At 32.2% G+C, this 21,836-nt stretch carries 25 protein-coding genes; 6 read left to right on the forward strand and 19 right to left on the reverse strand.

Annotated elements, in window-relative coordinates:
• Positions 1 to 238 (forward strand): PIN domain-containing protein (locus EUBIFOR_RS12880; protein WP_003864052.1); only part of this gene is annotated, 238 nt, incomplete at its 5' end.
• Between the two features lie 352 nt (positions 239 to 590).
• The gene (locus EUBIFOR_RS01150; RefSeq protein WP_003864053.1) at positions 591 to 794 is read left to right on the forward strand and encodes a type II toxin-antitoxin system PemK/MazF family toxin; all 204 of its coding nucleotides are present in this window, start codon (positions 591 to 593) and stop codon (positions 792 to 794) included.
• Between the two features lie 397 nt (positions 795 to 1,191).
• On the opposite strand, the gene EUBIFOR_RS01155 is transcribed toward EUBIFOR_RS01150, so the two are convergent.
• Positions 1,192 to 2,634, reverse strand: coding sequence for a leucine-rich repeat domain-containing protein (locus EUBIFOR_RS01155; RefSeq protein WP_003864054.1), 1,443 nt, complete (start codon positions 2,632 to 2,634; stop codon positions 1,192 to 1,194).
• A 218-nt stretch (positions 2,635 to 2,852) separates the two neighbouring features.
• Between EUBIFOR_RS01155 and EUBIFOR_RS01160 the strand changes: the two genes are divergently transcribed.
• Positions 2,853 to 3,065: a cold-shock protein gene (locus EUBIFOR_RS01160; RefSeq protein ID WP_040466022.1), complete on the forward strand. Its 213-nt coding sequence runs from the start codon at positions 2,853 to 2,855 to the stop codon at positions 3,063 to 3,065.
• A 58-nt stretch (positions 3,066 to 3,123) separates the two neighbouring features.
• Positions 3,124 to 3,594: an HD domain-containing protein gene (locus EUBIFOR_RS01165; protein WP_003864056.1), complete on the forward strand. Its 471-nt coding sequence runs from the start codon at positions 3,124 to 3,126 to the stop codon at positions 3,592 to 3,594.
• Here the strand turns inward: EUBIFOR_RS01165 and EUBIFOR_RS01170 are convergent.
• From EUBIFOR_RS01170 to sufC, 8 genes are read right to left on the reverse strand one after another with little or no spacing between them, the layout of a single operon-like run.
• The gene (locus EUBIFOR_RS01170) at positions 3,591 to 4,634 is read right to left on the reverse strand and encodes a hypothetical protein (RefSeq protein ID WP_003864057.1); all 1,044 of its coding nucleotides are present in this window, start codon (positions 4,632 to 4,634) and stop codon (positions 3,591 to 3,593) included. The two genes, EUBIFOR_RS01165 and EUBIFOR_RS01170, sit on opposite strands and share 4 nt — an antisense overlap.
• A gap of 16 nt (positions 4,635 to 4,650) precedes the next feature.
• Complete coding sequence (locus tag EUBIFOR_RS12025; protein WP_003864058.1) at positions 4,651 to 5,271, reverse strand: GDSL-type esterase/lipase family protein; 621 nt, start codon at positions 5,269 to 5,271, stop codon at positions 4,651 to 4,653.
• Positions 5,268 to 5,765 (reverse strand): 5-formyltetrahydrofolate cyclo-ligase, encoded by a 498-nt coding sequence (locus EUBIFOR_RS01180; protein WP_050755918.1) that lies wholly within the window; start codon positions 5,763 to 5,765, stop codon positions 5,268 to 5,270. Before EUBIFOR_RS01180 ends, EUBIFOR_RS12025 begins: the two co-directional genes overlap by 4 nt.
• A complete protein-coding gene (gene sufB, locus EUBIFOR_RS01185; RefSeq protein ID WP_003864060.1) occupies positions 5,758 to 7,170 on the reverse strand; it encodes a Fe-S cluster assembly protein SufB in 1,413 nt (470 codons plus the stop codon). Before sufB ends, EUBIFOR_RS01180 begins: the two co-directional genes overlap by 8 nt.
• Positions 7,154 to 7,600: a Fe-S cluster assembly sulfur transfer protein SufU gene (gene sufU / locus EUBIFOR_RS01190; RefSeq protein ID WP_003864061.1), complete on the reverse strand. Its 447-nt coding sequence runs from the start codon at positions 7,598 to 7,600 to the stop codon at positions 7,154 to 7,156. Before sufU ends, sufB begins: the two co-directional genes overlap by 17 nt.
• 15 nt (positions 7,601 to 7,615) lie before the next feature.
• On the reverse strand, positions 7,616 to 8,857 hold the full coding sequence (locus EUBIFOR_RS01195) for an aminotransferase class V-fold PLP-dependent enzyme (RefSeq protein ID WP_003864062.1): 1,242 nt from the start codon (positions 8,855 to 8,857) through the stop codon (positions 7,616 to 7,618).
• Positions 8,844 to 9,617 (reverse strand): SufD family Fe-S cluster assembly protein, encoded by a 774-nt coding sequence (locus EUBIFOR_RS01200; RefSeq protein WP_040466023.1) that lies wholly within the window; start codon positions 9,615 to 9,617, stop codon positions 8,844 to 8,846. The genes EUBIFOR_RS01195 and EUBIFOR_RS01200 overlap by 14 nt, the downstream gene beginning before the upstream one ends.
• On the reverse strand, positions 9,610 to 10,425 hold the full coding sequence (gene sufC / locus EUBIFOR_RS01205; RefSeq protein ID WP_003864064.1) for a Fe-S cluster assembly ATPase SufC: 816 nt from the start codon (positions 10,423 to 10,425) through the stop codon (positions 9,610 to 9,612). Before sufC ends, EUBIFOR_RS01200 begins: the two co-directional genes overlap by 8 nt.
• 132 nt (positions 10,426 to 10,557) lie before the next feature.
• Here sufC and EUBIFOR_RS01210 point away from each other — a divergent pair, with 132 nt between their 5' ends.
• On the forward strand, positions 10,558 to 11,583 hold the full coding sequence (locus tag EUBIFOR_RS01210) for a peptidylprolyl isomerase (RefSeq protein ID WP_003864065.1): 1,026 nt from the start codon (positions 10,558 to 10,560) through the stop codon (positions 11,581 to 11,583).
• The gene (locus tag EUBIFOR_RS01215; RefSeq protein WP_003864066.1) at positions 11,583 to 12,482 is read left to right on the forward strand and encodes a hypothetical protein; all 900 of its coding nucleotides are present in this window, start codon (positions 11,583 to 11,585) and stop codon (positions 12,480 to 12,482) included. The genes EUBIFOR_RS01210 and EUBIFOR_RS01215 overlap by 1 nt, the downstream gene beginning before the upstream one ends.
• A 22-nt stretch (positions 12,483 to 12,504) precedes the next feature.
• Here the strand turns inward: EUBIFOR_RS01215 and EUBIFOR_RS01220 are convergent, their stop codons facing one another.
• Genes EUBIFOR_RS01220 through EUBIFOR_RS12035 form a run of 10 tightly spaced genes read right to left on the reverse strand, consistent with a single transcriptional unit; the run spans position 12,505 to position 21,761 of the window.
• Positions 12,505 to 12,777: a DUF4176 domain-containing protein gene (locus tag EUBIFOR_RS01220; protein WP_003864067.1), complete on the reverse strand. Its 273-nt coding sequence runs from the start codon at positions 12,775 to 12,777 to the stop codon at positions 12,505 to 12,507.
• Positions 12,778 to 12,788: 11 nt separating this feature from the next.
• A complete protein-coding gene (locus tag EUBIFOR_RS01225; protein WP_003864068.1) occupies positions 12,789 to 13,583 on the reverse strand; it encodes a hypothetical protein in 795 nt (264 codons plus the stop codon).
• Positions 13,570 to 13,743 carry a hypothetical protein gene (locus EUBIFOR_RS12615; RefSeq protein WP_003864069.1) on the reverse strand — a complete coding sequence of 58 codons (174 nt, stop codon included), beginning with the start codon at positions 13,741 to 13,743 and terminating at the stop codon, positions 13,570 to 13,572. Before EUBIFOR_RS12615 ends, EUBIFOR_RS01225 begins: the two co-directional genes overlap by 14 nt.
• Positions 13,736 to 14,020, reverse strand: coding sequence for a WXG100 family type VII secretion target (locus tag EUBIFOR_RS01230; protein WP_040466024.1), 285 nt, complete (start codon positions 14,018 to 14,020; stop codon positions 13,736 to 13,738). Before EUBIFOR_RS01230 ends, EUBIFOR_RS12615 begins: the two co-directional genes overlap by 8 nt.
• A gap of 11 nt (positions 14,021 to 14,031) precedes the next feature.
• Positions 14,032 to 14,325 (reverse strand): WXG100 family type VII secretion target, encoded by a 294-nt coding sequence (locus EUBIFOR_RS01235; protein WP_003864071.1) that lies wholly within the window; start codon positions 14,323 to 14,325, stop codon positions 14,032 to 14,034.
• A gap of 8 nt (positions 14,326 to 14,333) precedes the next feature.
• Positions 14,334 to 14,540 (reverse strand): hypothetical protein, encoded by a 207-nt coding sequence (locus EUBIFOR_RS01240; RefSeq protein WP_003864072.1) that lies wholly within the window; start codon positions 14,538 to 14,540, stop codon positions 14,334 to 14,336.
• On the reverse strand, positions 14,533 to 17,733 hold the full coding sequence (locus EUBIFOR_RS01245) for an FtsK/SpoIIIE domain-containing protein (RefSeq protein ID WP_003864073.1): 3,201 nt from the start codon (positions 17,731 to 17,733) through the stop codon (positions 14,533 to 14,535). Before EUBIFOR_RS01245 ends, EUBIFOR_RS01240 begins: the two co-directional genes overlap by 8 nt.
• A complete protein-coding gene (locus EUBIFOR_RS01250) occupies positions 17,730 to 19,490 on the reverse strand; it encodes a hypothetical protein (protein WP_003864074.1) in 1,761 nt (586 codons plus the stop codon). The genes EUBIFOR_RS01245 and EUBIFOR_RS01250 overlap by 4 nt, the downstream gene beginning before the upstream one ends.
• Positions 19,487 to 20,824 (reverse strand): protein kinase domain-containing protein, encoded by a 1,338-nt coding sequence (locus tag EUBIFOR_RS12030; protein WP_050755919.1) that lies wholly within the window; start codon positions 20,822 to 20,824, stop codon positions 19,487 to 19,489. Before EUBIFOR_RS12030 ends, EUBIFOR_RS01250 begins: the two co-directional genes overlap by 4 nt.
• Positions 20,805 to 21,761 (reverse strand): FHA domain-containing protein, encoded by a 957-nt coding sequence (locus tag EUBIFOR_RS12035; protein ID WP_003864076.1) that lies wholly within the window; start codon positions 21,759 to 21,761, stop codon positions 20,805 to 20,807. The genes EUBIFOR_RS12030 and EUBIFOR_RS12035 overlap by 20 nt, the downstream gene beginning before the upstream one ends.
• Between the last annotated feature and the right edge of the window lie 75 nt (positions 21,762 to 21,836).

Genomic DNA, 21,836 nt, shown 5'->3' on the forward strand with positions numbered 1-21,836 from the left:
ATATAAACATCAAGTTGACCAAATAATATTAATTTCTGGTGATAGCGATTTCGTCTCAGCTTCAAAACTTGCTAGACGTGAAGGGATTGACTTTATTTTAGATCCGCTTGGTGCGACTATTAAACCTGCATTATTTGAACATATAGATGGTTTAAGAAGTTGTGATAAGAATTTTTATAATTCAACTTCGTCGAAAAAAAATAAAGTGGATATATCAAAAACCAATAAACAAATATGATCCCATTTTGAAAATTAGAGTTTCAGATGAAATTATGACAATACTTGATAATAAATTAATAGAATTATTTACAAAGTAAATTTTTTGGCTTTAAATTTGTAAGATGGTAATACACTAGTGAACAATGGCCTTTGCGCCATATAGAAAGTCACTGATTTATTTCAGTGGCTTTTCTTTTATACTTTTGCATAAATGGATCATAAAAGAATGAATGGAAATAAATAGGATGAAAAAACAAAATAACAATTAATAATCACCTAGATCCAATCAAAAGAATCAAAGCTCCTGATAGTGTTATGGATAAAATCGATAAAGGTATCATAGAGACTTTCACACAAGTTAAGAAAAGCAAATGCTTCAAGATATCACAGATTATTATAATGGAAAAAATAAGGATTCATTTGCAAAGGTCTTATCCATAACAACCATTAGTAAACATAGAATTAAAAAATCGATTAATGTATTAGATCCAATTGGTAAAATACAGTTATCCAATGAAACAATGGACAGAATTGACACTGAAATCGTAAAAGCTATAACCAACATTGCCTTGTAAATCACTTGATTTTAAAGAAATTCATGTTATTATGAAGATGAATTTCAGTGATGATACATTGTATCAGGCACTGCTGGTATTTATTTCGGTAACACATTTGTGGGTACCGCAGATACGGAAAAGCTATTCAGTTTCGGATAGCTTTTTCTTTTTAACGAAGCAAAATAAAAAATCCTGGATGCTACCAACATCCAAAACAATTCAGAGTACTACCAATACTCTCACGTGAAAAGATGACTACCACATCAGAACTACATATCAGGTGTGGTAGTTCATTGACACTTGATTAACACTGAATAAAATGAAGTTTTAAACACAATTCCAATTTTTTAAGTCATAAATAAGTTATAATTTTATATAAAAGCAGTAAACCCCCTTTATATAAAGGGGATTTTGTTTAATTCGTAAATTTTTCGTAGAACTCCATACTTTCTAATACACTTGTATCTTGAATAGGATTATCATCTAGACGTAGTGCTTCTAATAATTCTAAATCTTTTAATGGAGTTACATCTGTAATATAATTTGCCTTCAAAGTTAAAGAACGCAAATATTTAAGTTTTGATAATGGAGTTAAATCCGTAATGGCATTGTGATCCAATCGTAAATAAGAAATAAACTCTAAATTTTCTAACGGCATTAAATCCTCAATGACATTATTATATAAATCCACATCGCAAAGATTCGTAAGTTCAGATAATGGTTTTAAATCCTTAACATTATTATTTTCTAAAGAAATGATTTCCAATTGTTTCATATCTTTTAAACAAGTAATATCCTTAATATCATTGCGGCCCACATTTAAATATACCATTTCTTTGGCATCCTTTAAAATACGAATATCCTTGATACGGTTTGTGAATAAATTTAAATGTTTCAATTGATGCGCATTCTTTAAGAAATGAATTTCCGTTAATTGACAGAACTTCGCATCCAAAGTTTCTAAGTGTTCTACATTTGTGAATTTTTCTAAATTCTTTAAACGATTCTTAGACACATTTAACTCTTTTAAATCACCTAAACTATTTAACAATGACATATCTTTGAATCCAGTTTGTTCCATAGATAACGATTCTAAATGATTTAATTCCTTTAAGAACATAAAGTGATCAGGTTCATTATAAGAAATATTCAATGATTTTAGGTTAGAAAATTCCTTTAATACAGAATAATCCTTTAAATATGGACAGTTTGAAACATTTAATTTCTTTAAGTTTTTCATCGATAATAATGGACTTAAATCAGACATTAAGTTCGTATTTAAATCCAATTCTTCAACATTCGAAAGATATGTTAAATCTTCAATATTGAATAATCGCATACCACCCATATCTAATTTTTTTAATTTTTTAAGTACACCTAAGATCGCATAGCTAAATGGACCATTTTCTGTGTTGATATGAACTTCTTCTAGTTTTTTACAATGTTCCAAATAAATCAAGCTATCTACTTTAGCCTTTGAAAGATTCAATACTTCCAAATCAATCATGGCTGCAACACTTGAAATATCCATTGTATATAAGTTATTTCTTGATACATTTAATTTTTTAAGTTGTCGAAAGCCATGTAAAGCCTGCAAATCTCTTAATTGATTTCGTGAAACATCTAGACAAACTAAATTATGTAAATCACGAATGGGATCCAATGTCTGTAACTTGTTGTTACTTGCATTTAAAGTCTCTAAATTCTCTGCATACTGCAAACCTTCTAGAGTTGCTATTTCATGATCCTGTACTTCTAAGTGAATCAATTCTTTCATCAAATCTTCGGTTAGTTCTTCTTCTTTAACACGTAATGTACGCGCAATAACACTACGCAAAGCATCATCTTGAATAAGCATAAAACACATGCCCTCCTTTTTATATAATCATTATAAACAAAATATAACACAATAACTATACAAAAATGTTATTTTTGAATGACATTATTGTTAGAAAATGCTAAAATGAAAGCAGTTAAGGATTAGACTCATATTCTGATTGTGATAAATGCTATTGTATGCAAGTACTTTCGATTTTAACGGTCAAAGGATATTGGCTTAGTCCAGGAGGTATAGGCATGAGCACAGGTAAAGTAAAATGGTTTAACGCTGAAAAGGGTTATGGATTCATTACCAGCGAAGATGGAAAAGATGTATTCGTACACTATTCATCAATTAATTCTGAAGGATTTAAAACTTTAGAAGAAGGACAAACTGTTACTTATGACGTTGTTGAAAGCGATCGTGGTCAACAAGCTAACAATGTCACAGTTGTAGATACAGCTGCGTAGAAATTTGTTCGAATCAAGCGCACATCGTGCGCTTTTTTCATGAAAGAGAGGGATTATTATGTTAGAGCGATATGAAAAAGTTAAAGAATATGTATATGGTCAATATGCTAAAATTTATAATGAAGATCTAAAAATTGCAGCACTCACACATACCGCAAGTGTGGACCTTTCGATTACATTCATAGCTATGGCAAGAGGCACAAATCTAGAACGTGCTAAAGTGGCTGCTCTTTTCCATGATTATGCTCAATTTGTTGATAATTGTCCCCATTCACAACACGCAAAGTTATCTAGTCTTCATGCATATAAATATTTAAAAGAATGTGGTTTATTTAAAACAACTGAAATCGATGATATCACATATGCGATTCGTCAACATTCAAAAAAAGAATCTTTTGACTCCCCATTATGTGAAGCCTTAAAAGATGCAGACGTATTAGCTCGATTTTTAGAAAATCCAGAAAAACCTCTTGTAGGAATGAAAAGACAGCGCCTGCTCAATGCCTGCGCTGATATTCAAAGTCATTAAAATTTTTGATAATACAGTTCGACACTTGCATCGAGCTGTTTTTTTAATTGGTTGAAAACCTTCATAAACAAGTCTTTATCATACACGATCCAATCAATATAGGAAAAACTTTTACCAATAGCTCCTCCAACCACTTTTCCTGCATGCACTTTAGAAATAGCTTCATCCAATTCTTTTGATAACTTTTGACGATATAAAGCATCCTCCTTATTATGGAAAGGATTTGAATAATACACATATCCAAATTCACCATCTTTACTACTAAGATCTGCCAAAACTTCTTCCTTATCCTCAATCGTTTGTTCCACCAATAAAGGATGTGTTGTAAAAATCAATTTCATATCTTTTCTTAGAGCGTCATGCGCAAAATCTTGAATTGGCTGATAAACCGAATAAATATCGATTGGCTTATCATATTCTTTCCAATGATTTTTTTCAACAAGTGCCATGATTACTTCATAAAAATCCATCATTTGACAGAATTTCATATTTGAATCTGGCGTATCTATAAAGTCAACACGACAAATATATGCTTCATAGGCAAGCTGGCCAATCGCAAGCTCTAATAAATACATACTCATTTCTTTTTTATTTTCAGGATTTCCAATTAAATTAAACCCAGGACAATATACTTTACAATCCAACATATCATTTTCGATTTGATAGAAAACATGGAAATCAGCCAAAGTATACTCTTCATTTTTGATTTGAACCATAGCCTGAATCGCCTTTTGCGACATTGCAGGTAAACAAGCATTCATGATCCAATTTTGTTTTACAGATTTTGGTGCAATATCACAAAGCATCTGACATAGATATTGTGTCGTCTTATTTGGACCTGTATCAAAGGTCATCTCAAAAGAATCATAAAAATTTTCGACAAAGAAATGGGCACCACTCATTCCCATCACTTCTTCATCCAATTCCTGGATAATATCGTTTAATTCTTCATATTGTTCTGATTTTAAATAATTAAAAATCGCGTCTTGCTTCTTTTCAAAATGCTTCCAGAACACTAAACCATTTGTATAAGCACTCATTAAGTATCTTCCTTTCCTATAATTCTTGAATCACAGATATTAACACATCCGCAACTTGTTTATGACCACTTTCATCCATGTGAATACCATCTATACTTCCAGCAATCGCATGCGTATCAATCACTTCTACATCAAAGTCACGACATCCTTTTTCTAAATAAGGCTTTGTGTTATTTAATATTTCAAAACCAGCATCCCCAAAATTTTCTTTTGTTCTTTCATTATTAAATCCATCTCTATTCATTTTTGGTGGACAAACCACAAAAAATTGAGGTACTTTTGATCCATCCCGATAAATTTCCGGATTCAAAGCCTTATATAATAAGGTACGGATTCCCTTTTCTAAAGATATGGAATTTGTTGAAAATTGACGCTTCGCATCATTTGTACCCAACATAATGAATACAACATCAATGGGAGCATGTGTCTTTAAAACCATCGAAATCATTTTAGTTCCGTTACGATCTTCATCATACGGATCATCTAAACACAAAGTCCTTCCACATAAACCTTCCTCAATGATTTCATGTTGACTAAACTCTTGTTTAATGAACTGTGTGAAACGATTCTTTTGTCTTGAAGCATCCTTGGCATCATAGCCCCAAGTATTGCTATCCCCATAAAATAATATTTTCATCGTAATATCCTCGATTCTGTAATAATCATATCTAACTTAACATCCGTTGGTTTTACATCAAACTTTATTTCTTGCACATCAAAAGCAATCCCGATCTTCAATGCTGAACTATCTTTCAAATACCTATCATAATAGCCTTTTCCATATCCCATGCGATATGTTTCAAAAAAGCCTACAACAGGAACTAGAATCACATTTAAATCTTTTTCTTCACAAATTCCGATAGGTTCAATCGTAGAAAAAGGGCCATTTATTTTTTCTTCTTTGTCTGAGTAAAAGGCAATCGTAGTATCATCTAACATCTTTGGAATATAAAGATCAAATTCCTCTTTAAAATTTGAATATACATCCACTTCATTGCGAATCGGGATATAGGTTCCAATTTTTCCTTTTAAAAAAGGCAAAACACAATTTGTGATTGCCTTTTCTTTTAAAAGTCTTTTGGAGTTTGATAATAAACTACGCCTTTGAATACATTCTTTACGCTTATCCAATGCTGTCACTCATATCCAACTTCAACATTTGATTCAACTCGACCGCATATTCCATTGGAAGTTCACGCGTAAATGGTTCCAAGAAGCCCATCACGATCATTTCTGTAGCTTGTGAACGCGTCAAACCACGAGACATTAAATAGAACAATTGTTCTTCACTAATATTTGAAACAGTAGCCTCATGCTCAATTTGAGACGTATCATTATAAGATACATTCATAGGAACTGTATCACTACGAGATTTCTTATCTAAGATCAACGTATCACATTCTACTTTACTCTTGGCATAGGCTGCATTTTTTGAATGTGTTACCCAACCACGATAATTGACTTCTCCACCATTACGAGCAATCGATTTTGAAATAATTGTGCTTGAAGTATGAGGAGCCAAATGAATCATTTTACTACCCGCGTCCTGAATTTGATTTTCACCCGCTACCGCAATTGAAATGGTTGTTCCCTTTGCGTATGGTTCAGCCAAAATACAAGCTGGATATTTCATATTGACATGAGAACCCACATTTCCATCAATCCATTCCATGTGTCCATTTTCAAATACTTTTGCACGTTTTGTAACTAAGTTTAAGATGTTGCTAGACCAGTTTTGTACAGTTGAATAACGACACTTCGCATTCTTGTGTACATAGATTTCTACAACTGCCGCATGCAAAGAATCTTTTGAATACGTTGGCGCTGTACATCCTTCTACATAATGCACATCCGCACCTTCATCGACAACAATCAATGTTCTTTCAAATTGCCCCATTGACATAGAGTTAATACGAAAATAAGATTGTAAAGGTTTTTCTAGCTTAACACCCTTTGGTACATAAATGAAAGATCCACCAGACCATACAGCTGTATTTAGAGCTGCATATTTATTGTCTGTATAAGGCACTAATTTACCAAAGTATTTCTTTAATAAATCTGGACATGTTCTTAAAGCCGAATCTGTATCTAAGAAGATAACACCCTTTTCTTCTACTTCTTCTAACATGTTGTGATAAACAACTTCACTCTCATATTGTGTAGAAACTCCTGCCAAAAACTTTTGTTCTGCTTCTGGAATTCCTAATTTATCAAATGTATTACGAATGGTATCTGGCACTTCGTCCCAAGATTTTTCTTGTTTATCACTCGGTTTAATATAGTAAGTGTAATCATCAAAATCAATCTCACTTAAATCTGGTCCCCAATTTGGATTTTGTTGCTCAACAAAAGAATGATATGCATCCAATCGCAATTGTAACATCCATTCCGGTTCCTTTTTGATTTTAGAAATCGTCCGTACCGTTTCTTCATTCAAACCTTTTTGTGTTTTATATACACTTACATCTTCATCATGAAAACCATATTCATATTCACTAGAAAGTGCGATATCTTTTTCATTACTCATCTTTTCCATCCTCACTTTCCTTAATCATTTCACGCATAGCCTTCCAACCAATTGTGGCACAATTGATACGATTTGCTTGTTTACCGACATTTTGAAACGCAATTGCCTCATCCAAAACATCTTCATCATATTCTTTTTGATCAATCATTTTGAAATAGTTATCCATAATTTCTTTTGCTTCTTGAGTTGTCTTTCCTTTTAATAATTCAGACATAATTGAAGTTGAAGCTGTAGAAATCGTACAGGCAACACCATCAAAACGAATATCATCAATTTTCCCATCGGAAATTTTTGTCTGCACCGTAATATCATCAATACAAGAATCACTCGCCATATGACGTGACATATAACCTTCATTATCTGTCAATTCTTTATTACGAGGATAGTCATAATGATCCATAATAATTTGGCGCATCAACATAGGATCAATATTTGACATAATTAAGCTTCCTTCCTAAAAGAAAATGCTGACACAGTTTTCAACTGTTGCATTCTTTAAAGCATCAATCAATTGATCGACTTCTTCTTTTGTGTTGTACAAATAGAAACTTGCACGACAAGTACCCGGTGTTTTTAATACATCCGGAAGTAATTTAGCACAATGCTGTCCCGAACGAACGGCAATGCCAAACGTATTTAAATAGCTTGCGACATCTTGCGCAAAAATCATTTGATCTTTGTCCTTCACATTAAATGTCACAATACCACTTTTCGCATTCTCGTTATATACAACAATATTTCCTAAAGCTTTAGCTTTTTCTAAAAAATATTCTTTTAATTCAACTTCATGCGCATGAATGTTCTCTTTACCAATTGAATCCAAATAATCCATGGCAGCCGCCATACCAATAACACCCTCAATTGGCTGCGTTCCCGATTCAAACTTCAATGGAGTTTCTTTTAAAGTTAATGAACAAGATTTATCGAATCGAGCATTACTTTCTCCACCATAGAAAATCGGTTCTAATTGGTCCAACCATTTTTTCTTACCATATAAAGCCCCTACACCTGTTGGACCACACATTTTGTGTGCACTAAAGGCATAAAAATCACAATCTAGATCTTGTACATCAATATCTAAATGAGGTGTGCTTTGTGCTCCATCAATCACTAATAGAATGCCTCTTTCATGACAAATTTTCGCAATTTCTTTAACTGGAGCTACAAAACCTAAAACGTTAGATACCATCGCAATCGCTACGACTTTTACCTTGTCTGTTAAAACACGTTTAAAGTTTTCAACGGTAATCTTACCCTCTTCATCTAAAGGTATATAATCAATTTTTGTTCCCTTTTTCTTTCCCGCTTGCATCCAAGGTAAGATGCTTGAAGCATGTTCACTTTCATCACTTAAAATGACATCGCCTTCATTTAACAGTTGCTGAGTAACCATCATCGCAACTAAGTTCAAACCTTCGCTTGATCCTGAGGTAAATACAATTTCCTCTTTATATTTTGCGTTTAAAAATTTCTGTGTACGACAACGAGCCCCCTCAAATGCACTATCTACCTGAGCACTCATTTCATAATCACCACGATGGGCATTCGCACCAAGATAAGTATAGTAATTCACAACAGCATCAATGACAGGTTGGGGCTTTAATGTAGTTGCCCCGTTATCTAAATATACTAAGGGTTTATTGGACATTGTACGGGTTAAAATTGGAAAATCTTTACGAATTTTACTGATGTCCATACAATCCAACCTTACTTTCCATTTCTTGACGAAGACTGTTCTTTAATTCTTCATCTTCTACTAAATCAATGACAGGTAAGAAGTAACCTACACTTAATAAGCCAACAGCTTGTTTTGTACTTAATCCACGAGACTGTAAATAATATAACTGATCTGCATCTGGCTGACCAATTGTAAGGGCATGACTTGCCTTTACATCATTTTCATCAATTAATAATAATGGAATAACTTTCGTCTTGTGTCCTTGACCTAAAGTTAGTACACGCGTTGCCTGATGAGATTGTGCATCAAAGCATCCTTTTTTGATATTGCCATTGGCAACCATTTGGTATTGACCATGATCAAATAGAACAGCAAAGTTTTTCATTTGACCATTTGTATGCGGTGCATTATGTCTTACTTCCATATCGCATACTTTTTCGATATGTTCCTGACACAATTGACCACTTAAAATTTCATATTCTGCACCCGGCTCTTGAAGATCTACATAATGATTCCATTTTAGCGGGCTTTTTTCTAAATCCAAGACACCCATCTGGCAATTGGCATCTTGTTTAAGTACCATATTAATATTTAATTCACATGCATTTTCAGCATGATTTAGAATAAAGAATTTTGAAAAAGAATTTTCTAAACATTCCACTCTTAAATCTAATTTTGTGCAATCTTTGCTTAATTCAATCAAATAAGATTTTTGATCATGACGATCAATTTGAATATTTAAAGTTTCACTATTATGAACATCGAATCGATTAAGCATATTTTTTTGCTCCACAAGAACCTAAAGAAATAGGTTGTTTATCTTCTTCTTTATTTGCGGTTACGTGGTACTCTTTTTCAATCCATTCATATCCTTCTTGATCTACTTTTTCAACAAGACTTGCATCTCCAGATACAACAATTTGTCCATCCATTAATACGTGAGCATGTGTTGGTTGTAAATATTCATAGAAACGTGCATAGTGAGATACGATCAATAAACCAAGATCTGTTTGTTTTTGACATTGATTGATGGCATCTGAAACAATACGCAATGCATCCACATCAAGTCCTGAATCAATTTCATCCAACATGGCAATTGATGGTTTTAACATCATCATTTGAACGATTTCATTACGCTTCTTCTCTCCACCACTAAATCCATCATTTAAGAATCGGTGAGCTAAGTCTTTCTTCATTTCTAATTGCTCAATTGCCTTATCCATTTCCTTAATGAATTTAAATAATGAGATTGGTTTTTCTAAACGTGCATTCATTGCACTTCTTAAAAAGTCAGAGTTTGTAACGCCAGAAACAACACTTGGATATTGCATTCCTAAGAAAAGTCCGGCTTTACTTCTCTCATCTACAGACATTTGTAGTACATCTTTACCATCTAATGTGATTGAACCAGATGTAACTGTATATTTTGGGTTTCCCATAATGGCTGCAAGCAATGTAGATTTACCATTTCCATTAGGTCCCATTAGGGCATGACGCTCACCTGATTTTACAGTTAAACTCAACCCTTTTAAAATTTCTTTATTCTCCACGGATACATGAAGATCCTTAATGACCAAATCTGCCATACATTCTACCTCTTTTCACTGCAATATAATACCAAATAATTATTAAAATCTCAATTAATACATCTCGGCGGTTCATTGCATTTTAAAAAGATATCTCGTATAATTGAAAAGACATTCTCAAGGAGGTTAATTATGACTGATATTTTAAGAAATAACTGGTTTGTCGTCCTAATTGCCATAATTATTATTGGTTTTATTGGCTACTTTATTTATGACACAAATAAAGACAATGTATCCGCAAAATCATCAAATAATGAGCAAGTTGTTGCTTCAATCGATAAAGACGATATTACCGCAAATGATTTATATGACGAATCTGCACCATATGATGGTTCAACTATCTACAATATGTATAAAAATGCCGTCATCGATCAATCAATCGAAACTACAAAAGATATTAAAAAACAGGCAAATACATTGGAATCTAATATTAAATCAAACGCATCAAAACAAAGTGACGATTATGAATCCACTTTAACTTCAGAACTAGCTAAATATGGCTATTCATCCTTTGAACAATTAAATGACTATTGCATAACAAGCGTTAAAGAAAAAGAAATGAATAAAAAATATATCACAAAACATTTTGATGAAGTAAAAAAAGCCTGGGAAGAAAAAAGCCCTAGAACTGTTTCTATCATTAAAATGGAAGTAAGTGATGCAGATAATTTAACAGAAACAGAAACAAAAAAGAAAAATAACATTGATAAAGCTTTAGAAAAAGAAAGTTTTGCGGATGTCGCAAAAGCCTTCTCTGAAGATTCAAATACCGCAAACAAAAAAGGTTTTGCAGGATATGTAGATTCAAATTCAACAAGCTCAGACTCAAGTTCAACTTCTACTGTACCTGCTGATGTAGTTACAGCTGCCATTAATCTTAAAAAAGGTGAAACTAGCGACTGGGTTACAGTTACAAATTCAAGTGGCACAAGCTTATATAGAGTTTATGTAAAAGAAACAGATTCAAATAAAATCTTCAACGCAAAAAATGACACAGTTTCAAACCAAGCATTATATGCGATCTTAAACAGTGACTCTTCTCTTTCATACAAAATTCTAGATTCCTACGCGAAAAAATTAGATATTAAATTCAACGATAAAGACACTAAGAAAAAATTTGACAACTATGTAAAAACGACTTATGGAGGTGATCAATAATGAAAAAGACACCTATACTACTTGTATGTGCAGCCATGATGTTGAGTGCATGTTCTGGAGCAACTGCCACAATTAAAGATAAAGATGAAGCCATCATGACCATTGGCAATACAACATATACAAAAGGCGATGAATATGATTTATTAAAAATTTCAACAGGTACAGATCTTACAATGGAACTTGTTAAGCAAGCAATCTATAAACAAGAAGTTAAAGTAACCGATGAAATGAAAGAAAAAGCCCAAGAACAAATCGACAACTATAAAGGAAATATGTCCGATTTTGAAAGTCAAATTAAATCTCTTGGTTATACAAGCACAAAACAATATATGAATAAAGTTTTGATTCCAAGTTTACAAGCAAGTGAATTAACAGAAAAATATTTCGCAGACGCTAAAAAAGACGTTCAAAACACATATAAACCAAGTAAAGCTCGTATCATTCAATGTGAAAATAAGGCAACAGCTAAAAAAGCATTGAAAGCTTTAAAAGATGGAACAGACCCTGAAGAAGTTGCTTCACAATATATGGTCGATTCAGCCACATATTCAGGAAAAGAAACATTAATTACAACAAAGAAAACAGATATTTCCACTCGAATGATCAATAAGTTATATAAGGCAAAAAAAGCCGGAGTCATCGATGAAATTTTCACAAACGAAAGCAGTGGAACAACATATGCTTACGTTGCCGTATTAGTAACAAACACATACAAAGATATTAAAGATGAAGTCTATACAACATTAAGCAGTGATGATGATGTCAAAAAAGCTTGTCTTGTATATTACTTAAAGAAATACAATTTTGAAGTTCATGATCAAGATGTATTCGACAATTTAAAGGCAAACAATCCAGAGTATCTAGTTTCTAGACCGGATCTTGCGAAATCTAAAGACTAATAAAACGCCAATAGACAAATGTCTATTGGCTTGTTTTTTTTATCATTTCATCGAGTTCAAACCGAAAATTGAACTCTTCTATATCCTGCAATCCAATATAGTAAAGACAATCAATATCTTCATGATCAAATACGTAACAAGAATCCTTATCCATATAGCCTTCAGGCCATAAACATCCTGCATAATCATACACTTTCTTTGTCCTTACATTTTGTTGAAGCCGCCCAATAATCATTAATCTTTTAGTTCCCTCTTTTAAAGTCACTACACTTCCAATTGGTAATAAATCTTTCATTTAACCTCCTTTTAATAGCTCACATTGATTTTAAAGCCCAGCCCCGCAATAAAGCCAAGTTTAGATCCAATTTCCCACTCTCTATTTGAAAAATGATATGAAAAGTTTGCCTCAGCACTTCCAACACTTCCTTGTGCAGTTAAAGTTACTTTTGCACCAAGAATATTTAAAACACAACGCGTTTCTCCTCTTAAGGCTGCAACACCAACACCAGCCTCAAACGACTGCACCTTTTTAGAAAATACGGCCTTGCAATTCGCATACGCCACACCGACTTGTCCTGTTGCACGAGCACTCGCATACACTTTTGAATTACCAATACGTGCATTCACCGTTGATGATAATAAGGCAACACTAGCCTCACCTTGTAATACAACACGAGGATCAAATTTTTTATTTTTCCATAACCGAGCACTTATACTCGATTTAATTTCTCCATCTAATATAGCCGCATTGGCCCCCACATGAAAATAATCTCTCGTATAGTTTTTATTCCATTCCTTTAATGAAGCTGTATATGAAATCGAACCATAAGAATATCGACTTTGTTTAGTCAGCTGCGAAACTAAATTCAAGTTTACATACTTAGTAAAATTATGTTTACCAGGCTGAAACAACAATTGTTTGTTTTCGGTATTCTCGATTAAATTAGCACTTTTCGATAAATAGTTCGAAATATCGATAATTTCTTTTGCGATACGATTTTGTCTTTCCTTTAATGCAGGATTCTTTAACGCAATATTTCTTGATGCCAGTAAATTATATTGTGCACTTAAATTCTTACAAGAAAGACTATCGGCTTTCATGATTTAAAATTTCCTGTATTTGTATCTGAATCAAATATTGAATTCGCGATACCTTTTGATTTACATAGACAAACTCTTCACTCGATACTGCATTTTTGGTTTGATTCAAAAGAGAGCTTAAATCACTTGATAATACTTTATAAAATTGTATCTCATCCATGATGCATCAAATTTTGTTCGTTTTCCTGATATAGATTTGCGGTTTGATGTAAATATGTAGAAAAACGCGTTAATGTTTCCAAATACGACATCATAGCAGGATTTAATGTTTGAAACTGTTCCATAAAATATTTAGATGCAGGAGACTGCCAAATCGATTCCACATAATACATCTTAGATTCAATTTCATTAAATACTGTACGAATCTCATTGGCATACGCATCGACTTGTTTTGAATACGCCATTACATCTTCACTTGATATTTGAATTTGTGTCATAACCATTCCTCCTACAATAATAATTTAGCTTGTTGAACACGATCTTGTTGAAGCTTTTCATATACCGAAGCCGTTTGTTTTAGAACATTACTATATTCTAAAATCACTTGATACATTTCATTTAGGCTTGGTCTAAATTCTTCTAACTGGTTTTGAAACGCTAAATGATCTACACCCTGCCAAATGCTTTGCATCTGCTCCACTCTTTTATATAAATTTTGAATTAGATCATTATAGCTATCCGCTTTGTTTTTCACATAGACACTTGCTTGATATACTTCTGAATAATCCACTGAAATTTTCATAAATAAATTTACCTCCCATAAATCAACATATCGCAATGCGCAATATGATTTTCTTTAAATGTTTTATTCAAATCCAAAAAACACATTACCGTAACATTAAACACATATCGTACTTCATACTCTAAAAACTCATCAAAAAAATCTTGTACTCGATACGACTCAGAAACAAAAATCATCTTTCGATCAAAAGAAAGATATATGCCGATCTCATTCATAAACTCCAATCCCTTCATTTTGATCTTTAAAAAATACACAATCAAAGCTTTCATAAGGAAGTTTACGCCTCAATGTATATCCATACTCCTTCAATCCATAGCCAACCCATAATACTTGCGCCTGATATAAAGCTTTTTGAAACACTTCATTTGTCAATTGTTTAAAATCTACACAAATTACATAAATATCACTATTTGAACCTAAGTCTGAACAAATTTTAAGATGTGAAAGATTCTCACATAACTTATAAGCTTTACACCTATATTCTTCATGCATATATAAAACATAAAGTTTTCTTTTCTCATCAATAAACACAGGGCGATCACTCTGACTTTCAAAGCCAATACAATTTCGTTCTTTTCGATAAGAAAATGGCTTACACGCTCTTCTTTTTAAATTGGATTCACTTACTCGATTATAAATACACTCTACATATGTATTTTCATAACATGTCATGTTTAGATAAGAAGGCAATTGGTAGGTGTCAAAATATATTCTTTTATCATCCAAACTATCCACATCAAATACATACTTACTTTGTATCCATTTCAATCGAGTGTCCTCGTTTTCCGTAATAATAAATGCACGCACATTTTCATTCAATAAAGATAAATCAAGATTTTCATCTTCAAAAACAATACAAACTCCACTTTGAATCTGATGAAAACACCTAGATTTAAAAAAGTTAAAATCCACATAATCATTTAATACATGAGTTCCATATACATAAATGGTTTCATCCTTAAAGTAATTTATTAAGCTATATACAATATCCATACTCTTTGTATATATAAGCTGTAAATGATCAAAAACAAGCTCACACTGCTTTTGTTTAAATGGTAAATCCAAAATTCCAAAGTCCTCTTTCGAAACTTTCTTTGGCAACAATACCCATGATTTTTCTTCTTTCAACACATTGACTTTTTCTTTTAATGCATCTATTACACGCATACTTAAATGTTGTTTGGATTGGATAACTTCTTTTCGCTCATTGATTTCACGCCAAGACTTTTCATCCACATATTTTTGTAGATAAAAACTTTTACATTCAATACTCTCATTTTTTGTTTGTAGAACCATATCCCCTGGATTCTTTAAAGTATAAGCCTTTTCGTTTTGTAGAATCTCACGACTATCTTGTACATTATTCACATGGAAGCACGCCTTCCAACTTGTATTTGACATAACTTGATCATCAATGATTCCCAAAGGTTTTTGTGTACTTAGAACTAAATGTATCCCTAAAGATCTTCCAATACGTGCGATTTCTTGAAGCTGTGACATAAATTGCGGAAAACGAGTCTTTAATTGCGCAAACTCATCCACAAATATCCATAGATGCGAGAGTGTGTGCGTTTCATTATAGGCAATGATATCAGCTACTTTTGCCGCTAAAAATAAGCGTTGCCTTTTTTCCAGTTCATAATTCATACTCATAAAAAAGCGTTCCATGGATTGTGCATCCAGATTTGTAACAATTCCTGCACAATGCGCAAATTCATAAAATGGCTGTCCAAAAGCACCTCCTTTAAAATCGATTAATATATATTGAAATTGACTTGGAGCATTATGCCAAATCATCATCATCAACAAAAAACTTATAAATTCACTTTTTCCAAATCCGGTCATACCCGCAACCAATCCGTGAGATCCATATTTACGAAAATCCATATACACAATTTGATTGGATTCACGCATTCCAACAGGAACCCTCATCACATAGCGCTCTTTTCGAATGGGTCCTTTCTCAATCAACTGTTGATAAAAATCCATATTCTGTGATTTTAAAAGATATCTTTTTTGATCTTTATTTATATTGGAAATACATATATTTTGAATACAATAGTCATAATGGAAGGATGGTTCTTTCTTTCCTATATAGATCAAACAATAATACCCTTTGGGCTGACATTTTAAATCCCTAGTAACCACTATGAATTCTGAATTCGACTTTTCATTCACAATACAAAATGGATTCAATAAAACATCTTTTATTTCATCAAAATCTTGCAGCCACAACCACTTACGCATCGAATTTGAATACCACAAATAGTTCTCAAACAAAATCAAACTCTCTTCTATATTCCCTTTGATCCAACATACTTCCCCTTTTTTTAAGAAGACAGGTTGTAGTATTTTGGAATTTAAAGATTCTATCAATCGCTCTCTTTTTTGAATTAAATCATTTAATGCATATTCATAAGACACTTCACGATATGAAATAGCACACCACTTTAATTTTGTGCACCCCACATAAACAATATCCTTCGTTTCATGTTTAAAAGTATCCACGTACTTTTTGATATATAGATTTACCTTCTTTTCAAAATCATGCTTCAACAAGCCCTCTTTTTCATACATTCGTTTTAAATATCCATCATACATATCTAGACTTTTCTGATTTTCTTTTACGCCCAATTTATATTGATAGTTTCGATTATATAAACCATAAATCATAAATGTTACAGCCATTGTTAAAGAGCTGATCATACTCATGAATAGTGTTTCCACGCTTTGTTTTTGAAGATACCCAATCAGAATCGAAGAAATAAAACCAGAACTTGCGATCATACACGATGGCCCAATGGCACTAAAAAGACTCTGTTTACAAACTACACGATGGATTTGTGGCATCTGTATGTCCCACGTTTGTATTGTTGGTAATTGAACATTTAAATTGGATGGATAGAACATGGGTTCTTCTCGTTTTAAATCCTTATTTTCAAAAGGATTATCCACCATATCTACAAGCAGATACTTTTTAAAATAAATCATACGAATATTCGCAATCACGATTTCATCCTGAATACTTAACTGAGTTGAATGTACACGCTTTGAATTTACGTATGTACCATTTAAACTATCTAAGTCTTGCAATACGTCCTTTTCAATTTTAAAATGAAACCTGGATACTCCACTTTTAAACAACTGTATATTACACAAGCTACTTCTTCCCACCTGAATAGAAGTCTCTATTGGAAAATGACATTGTGTACTTTGTTTTTCATCAAGAAAGAAAGTTGTATGATCCAAGATACAAGATTCATTGCATTTTAATACTTTTTTATTTTGTTTGTAAAAGATACAAACACCTTGATTTCTTCTCTCAAATTGAAACCTGTCATATTCATGAATGGAATCTACATCAAACCACGCACAATGATCCTTTGTATATATCCAAAGCTTGATCATAATTTAAAGACACGCTGAATCCAAATCCACAATTGCTGTAAAAATGATTTTTTTAAGATTGGTTTTTTAATTTCTGATTTCTTTATCGTAGTAACACCCGAATCATTTTTAGCTTTGACTTCAATGGTCGTTTTTGATTTTTTTAACGATATTTCCACAAAATCATGTCCCAACACATCTTTTTGAATCGCAATCTTCTTTCCATTCACAAAACAAGATTCAATCTGATCTTTGGAAAAAATTTGTACTTTATTCTTTTTTCGCACATAATGAATCTTCGGCTTCGATTTTGAAGTAAGTACTTTTGTATTTTTTTCTAAGACCAATTCATTCTTTTCATTTACACTCCATATTCGTTCAAATGTTGCCACTTCATCACTACGTAGAATCTGTTCACTTTTGGAAACCATTTCTATTTTCTTATCTGGACTAAACATAAATTCATATTCTTTTATTTCAAAATTTGATAATGCATCATAAGTGTACGTTTTAACCTTTAACACATCATCTTTAATCATACGATTGAATACTTTTTCGATATCCATATCCATCAATACACCATTTATGTAATATTCAATACGCATATTTGCACGATTGTCATCAATCAAAAATTCAAATTCAGGTAATTTCTTAATTATTTTTTTATCCAATACCTGTTCATTATTTAGATATAAACTTGTTGATGGAGCCCTCTTATCAATACGTACAATAACCATATCCGAAACTTCATTTCCAAAGGCATCCATGGCATACGCAAAAACTTTATAGAATAAATCTTTATTTTCTACAGCCTTTAAACAAATTTCTTCATTAAACGGATGACGATCTTTGATTCCATCGAGTTCTACATCCACATAAGCTTTCTTTATATATGGAACATACCAATTTAAACCTACAAATACATCTTCATTCGAAACTTTGCTAGATGGCTGTAAAGTGATAATGGGAGTTATGTTTGAATAGACTATCGATCCTTCTAATACTTTTTTAATTTGAGGATATTCCTTATGTTCTAGAACAAATGTATACGTTCCATTTGAAGTAAAATCAACTGTTATTGCATCTCGATTTTCTAAATCCAGAGAATAACATAAATCTTGTCCACAATATACCTTCAAATAAAATGGCATTTCACAAATTCCATCAAACTTGAGATCCATCTTATTCTCTTTTGTATATAACGTGTCCTTTAACTCGCATTCAGGAAACACGATTGGTAATATATCAATTTTTCGTTCTACTTCATTGCCCGCAACATCTCTACAAAGAATGCGTAATGTATGATTTTGATTTGTCACATCTATATCAAATTCTTTGCCTTCACAATCCATTTTTTCATCATCTAAATACACTTCTACACTTTTTAAGTTTTCTTCAAGAATCTCAACATGAATTGTTTCTTTATTTTCTAAAGGCAAAACATCCATAATATTATGATTCTTTACCTTAACTACAACATCTGGAATCGTTGTATCTAAAAGAATAGATTTTTCACCTTGTTCTAAAGCATAACCATCCACATCTTTTAATATATAAACGAGTTGTGTAACACCTTCTTTTTGAACATCAATATAAATATGATCGTGACTTAGATCCACTTGTTTTCCATCATAAATAACTAAACTAGAATCCCGGTCTACTTTCTTGTCAAAAAACAATTCTATATTTTGACTTGATGAAGCTACACCATTGATAAACGAATTTGTTTCCTGCCAATAAATATAGTCAGTATAAGCTACATCCTGCATCCAAATCATAAACTCCTCCAAAACGCATATATATCATTCCATCGATTACTTTTTAAATGATCAACAAACACCACAGGTACTTCCATGATCTCACCCTCCTTATTTCGTAATAAAAGTAAATATTCTAAGTAATTACATCCTAAATCTTCAAATTCTTTTGTATACTTCAATAGCTGTGATTCATCCACACTCTCTAACCAAGTACGCACAGGCGTTAATGAAATCTTAAACTCTTCATGAATTGCGATTTGTAGACACTGATTATATATATCAAGCTTATCTTTTAATAACATGTTGCCCTCATTTGCCAAAGTCATACATCGATTCACACGATTTGCGTTGGGTTTTAAATACATCATAACGAAAGTTTCCAGTTTTGATCCCTTTTTTAAAGACACACGATCATATACATATTGAATCAATGTCGCATCACTCGTAGAAATCGCCTCCTTCATCAAAAATATGGATGCTTGTTCATTTTGGTATACATCATCTAAGATCCAGCCATTTAAAACCCATGTATATAAACGATCTTTTTGATCAGATTCATGATAGGCCTTTTCAAACAAGGCAATATTATGATGATAATAGTAGGCATCAAACACATTTTTTGGACTTGTACTTTTTAAAATTAAGAAGACAGACAGAATACATAAAGAAAGTACAACCAAAATGTGAATGAACATATGTAAAACAATCATTGTCTTAAAAGTAGATAAATGAGAAATTCTTCTTTCTTGTTTTTGATGGCACAAAAACACAATGGGCATCATCCAAAATCCAAATAGCTCATGTACTAAAGAGCCAAGTGCATAGATATCACAGCGAACATCCTTTTCATGAAGATTCATTAATTCGGGTGCACAATTGGATTTAGATGCCATAATCGCAACACGCGAATGATTCTCAATACATGCATTAAAATCAATTAAATAAAAACGATTCTGATAATAAATAATATTTTCTAACTTCAAATCAATATAGAGATATCCAATTTCATGCAAAGCTTGTAAAACAATCAAAATATCCAACAACAAGCGATACCTTTTAATAAAGCCTTTATATCGTTTCATAAATTGTTTCGCATTCATTCCTGGAATATATGTTTCAACAAAATATTGAGCCATCTCATCTTCAAAACACGTGACTAAACTAGGCGCAAGAAACGAATTCAACTTTGAAAGCACATCGATTTCTGTTTTAAATTGATGTTTATATCGCTTTGTTTCATAGTTTTGACATACTTTTAATATATAAATACAAGTACTCAACTCATCTTGAACACGATATACATTTGAATTGTAAGACTCTAAAATCTTGTATCTATCCTTCTTTAAATTCACATTCAACATCACCAAATCGTACTTTCATTCCATTTTTTAAACGCATCTTTCGCTTGACTTCTTTTCCATTTAAATACGTTTTATTCGTGCTCTTTAAATCTTGAATATAATACCTGTCATTTTCACAAACAATCTTGGCATGTTTTAAAGAGACACTTATATCTTGAAGTCTGACATCACAAATCATAGCTCTTCCCACTAAATTAATTTCATTTGATAAAGCGTATGTATCTTGTTCAATCACTAAATAAGCAGAAAAGTTAACTTGAACTTGTAAGAGTTGCGTTTTATCTTCCGAACTAGATTCAACAGCATGATTTCTATGAAAAGCTTGTATGGGTTCTTTGACTTTAAATGTCTGTATACGCCTGTGTTTGAAAAAAGAGAATTTTTTTGGATAATAAAGCGTTCGGATATTATCAAGTCCTAAGACAAGATTTGGCAAACTGAATTCTGCACTCTTTAAAAATTTCAATAAAAAGCCAGGAATTTCAAATGCGGTTGTCGTTTGCATAGTCTTTGCGATATACTCAACCCATTTTTCAGACATATCTTTTTGAAACATCCAATTCGAGATTTGAATAGGGACAACCACAAAGGCAAACCGATCGCCAAAGCCAGAAACAAATACATAATCTGGATCAAATAAAACAGGTTTATTTCGATTGGATGCGATAGCCTGTTCAAAAAGTTGATGCAAGAAAATATATCCTTCTTCATTTTCAAACACATATTGACTTAAAAAATCATGTAAAGGAATATAGCCTTCTGTCGCATAAACAATGGATGCACTTTTTTCATTTGTCAGCATACAAGGAAGACAAAAATCATCATTTGACATTCGATCAAAGATGGATAGATCTAATAAACTTGGATCTTTTAAATGTACATACAAGTGGTTTTCATCCTTTTTATCTTGTTCAATCCATTCGGTCATTTCATCACCTCCATATTCTTAAACGTTTTTAAAAGAGGTTTTTCGAGAAAACTTTCATTATTTTTTTGATTTTTC

This window comes from Holdemanella biformis DSM 3989 (assembly GCF_000156655.1).
GTDB classification, from domain to species: Bacteria; Bacillota_I; Bacilli_A; order Erysipelotrichales; family Erysipelotrichaceae; genus Holdemanella; species Holdemanella biformis.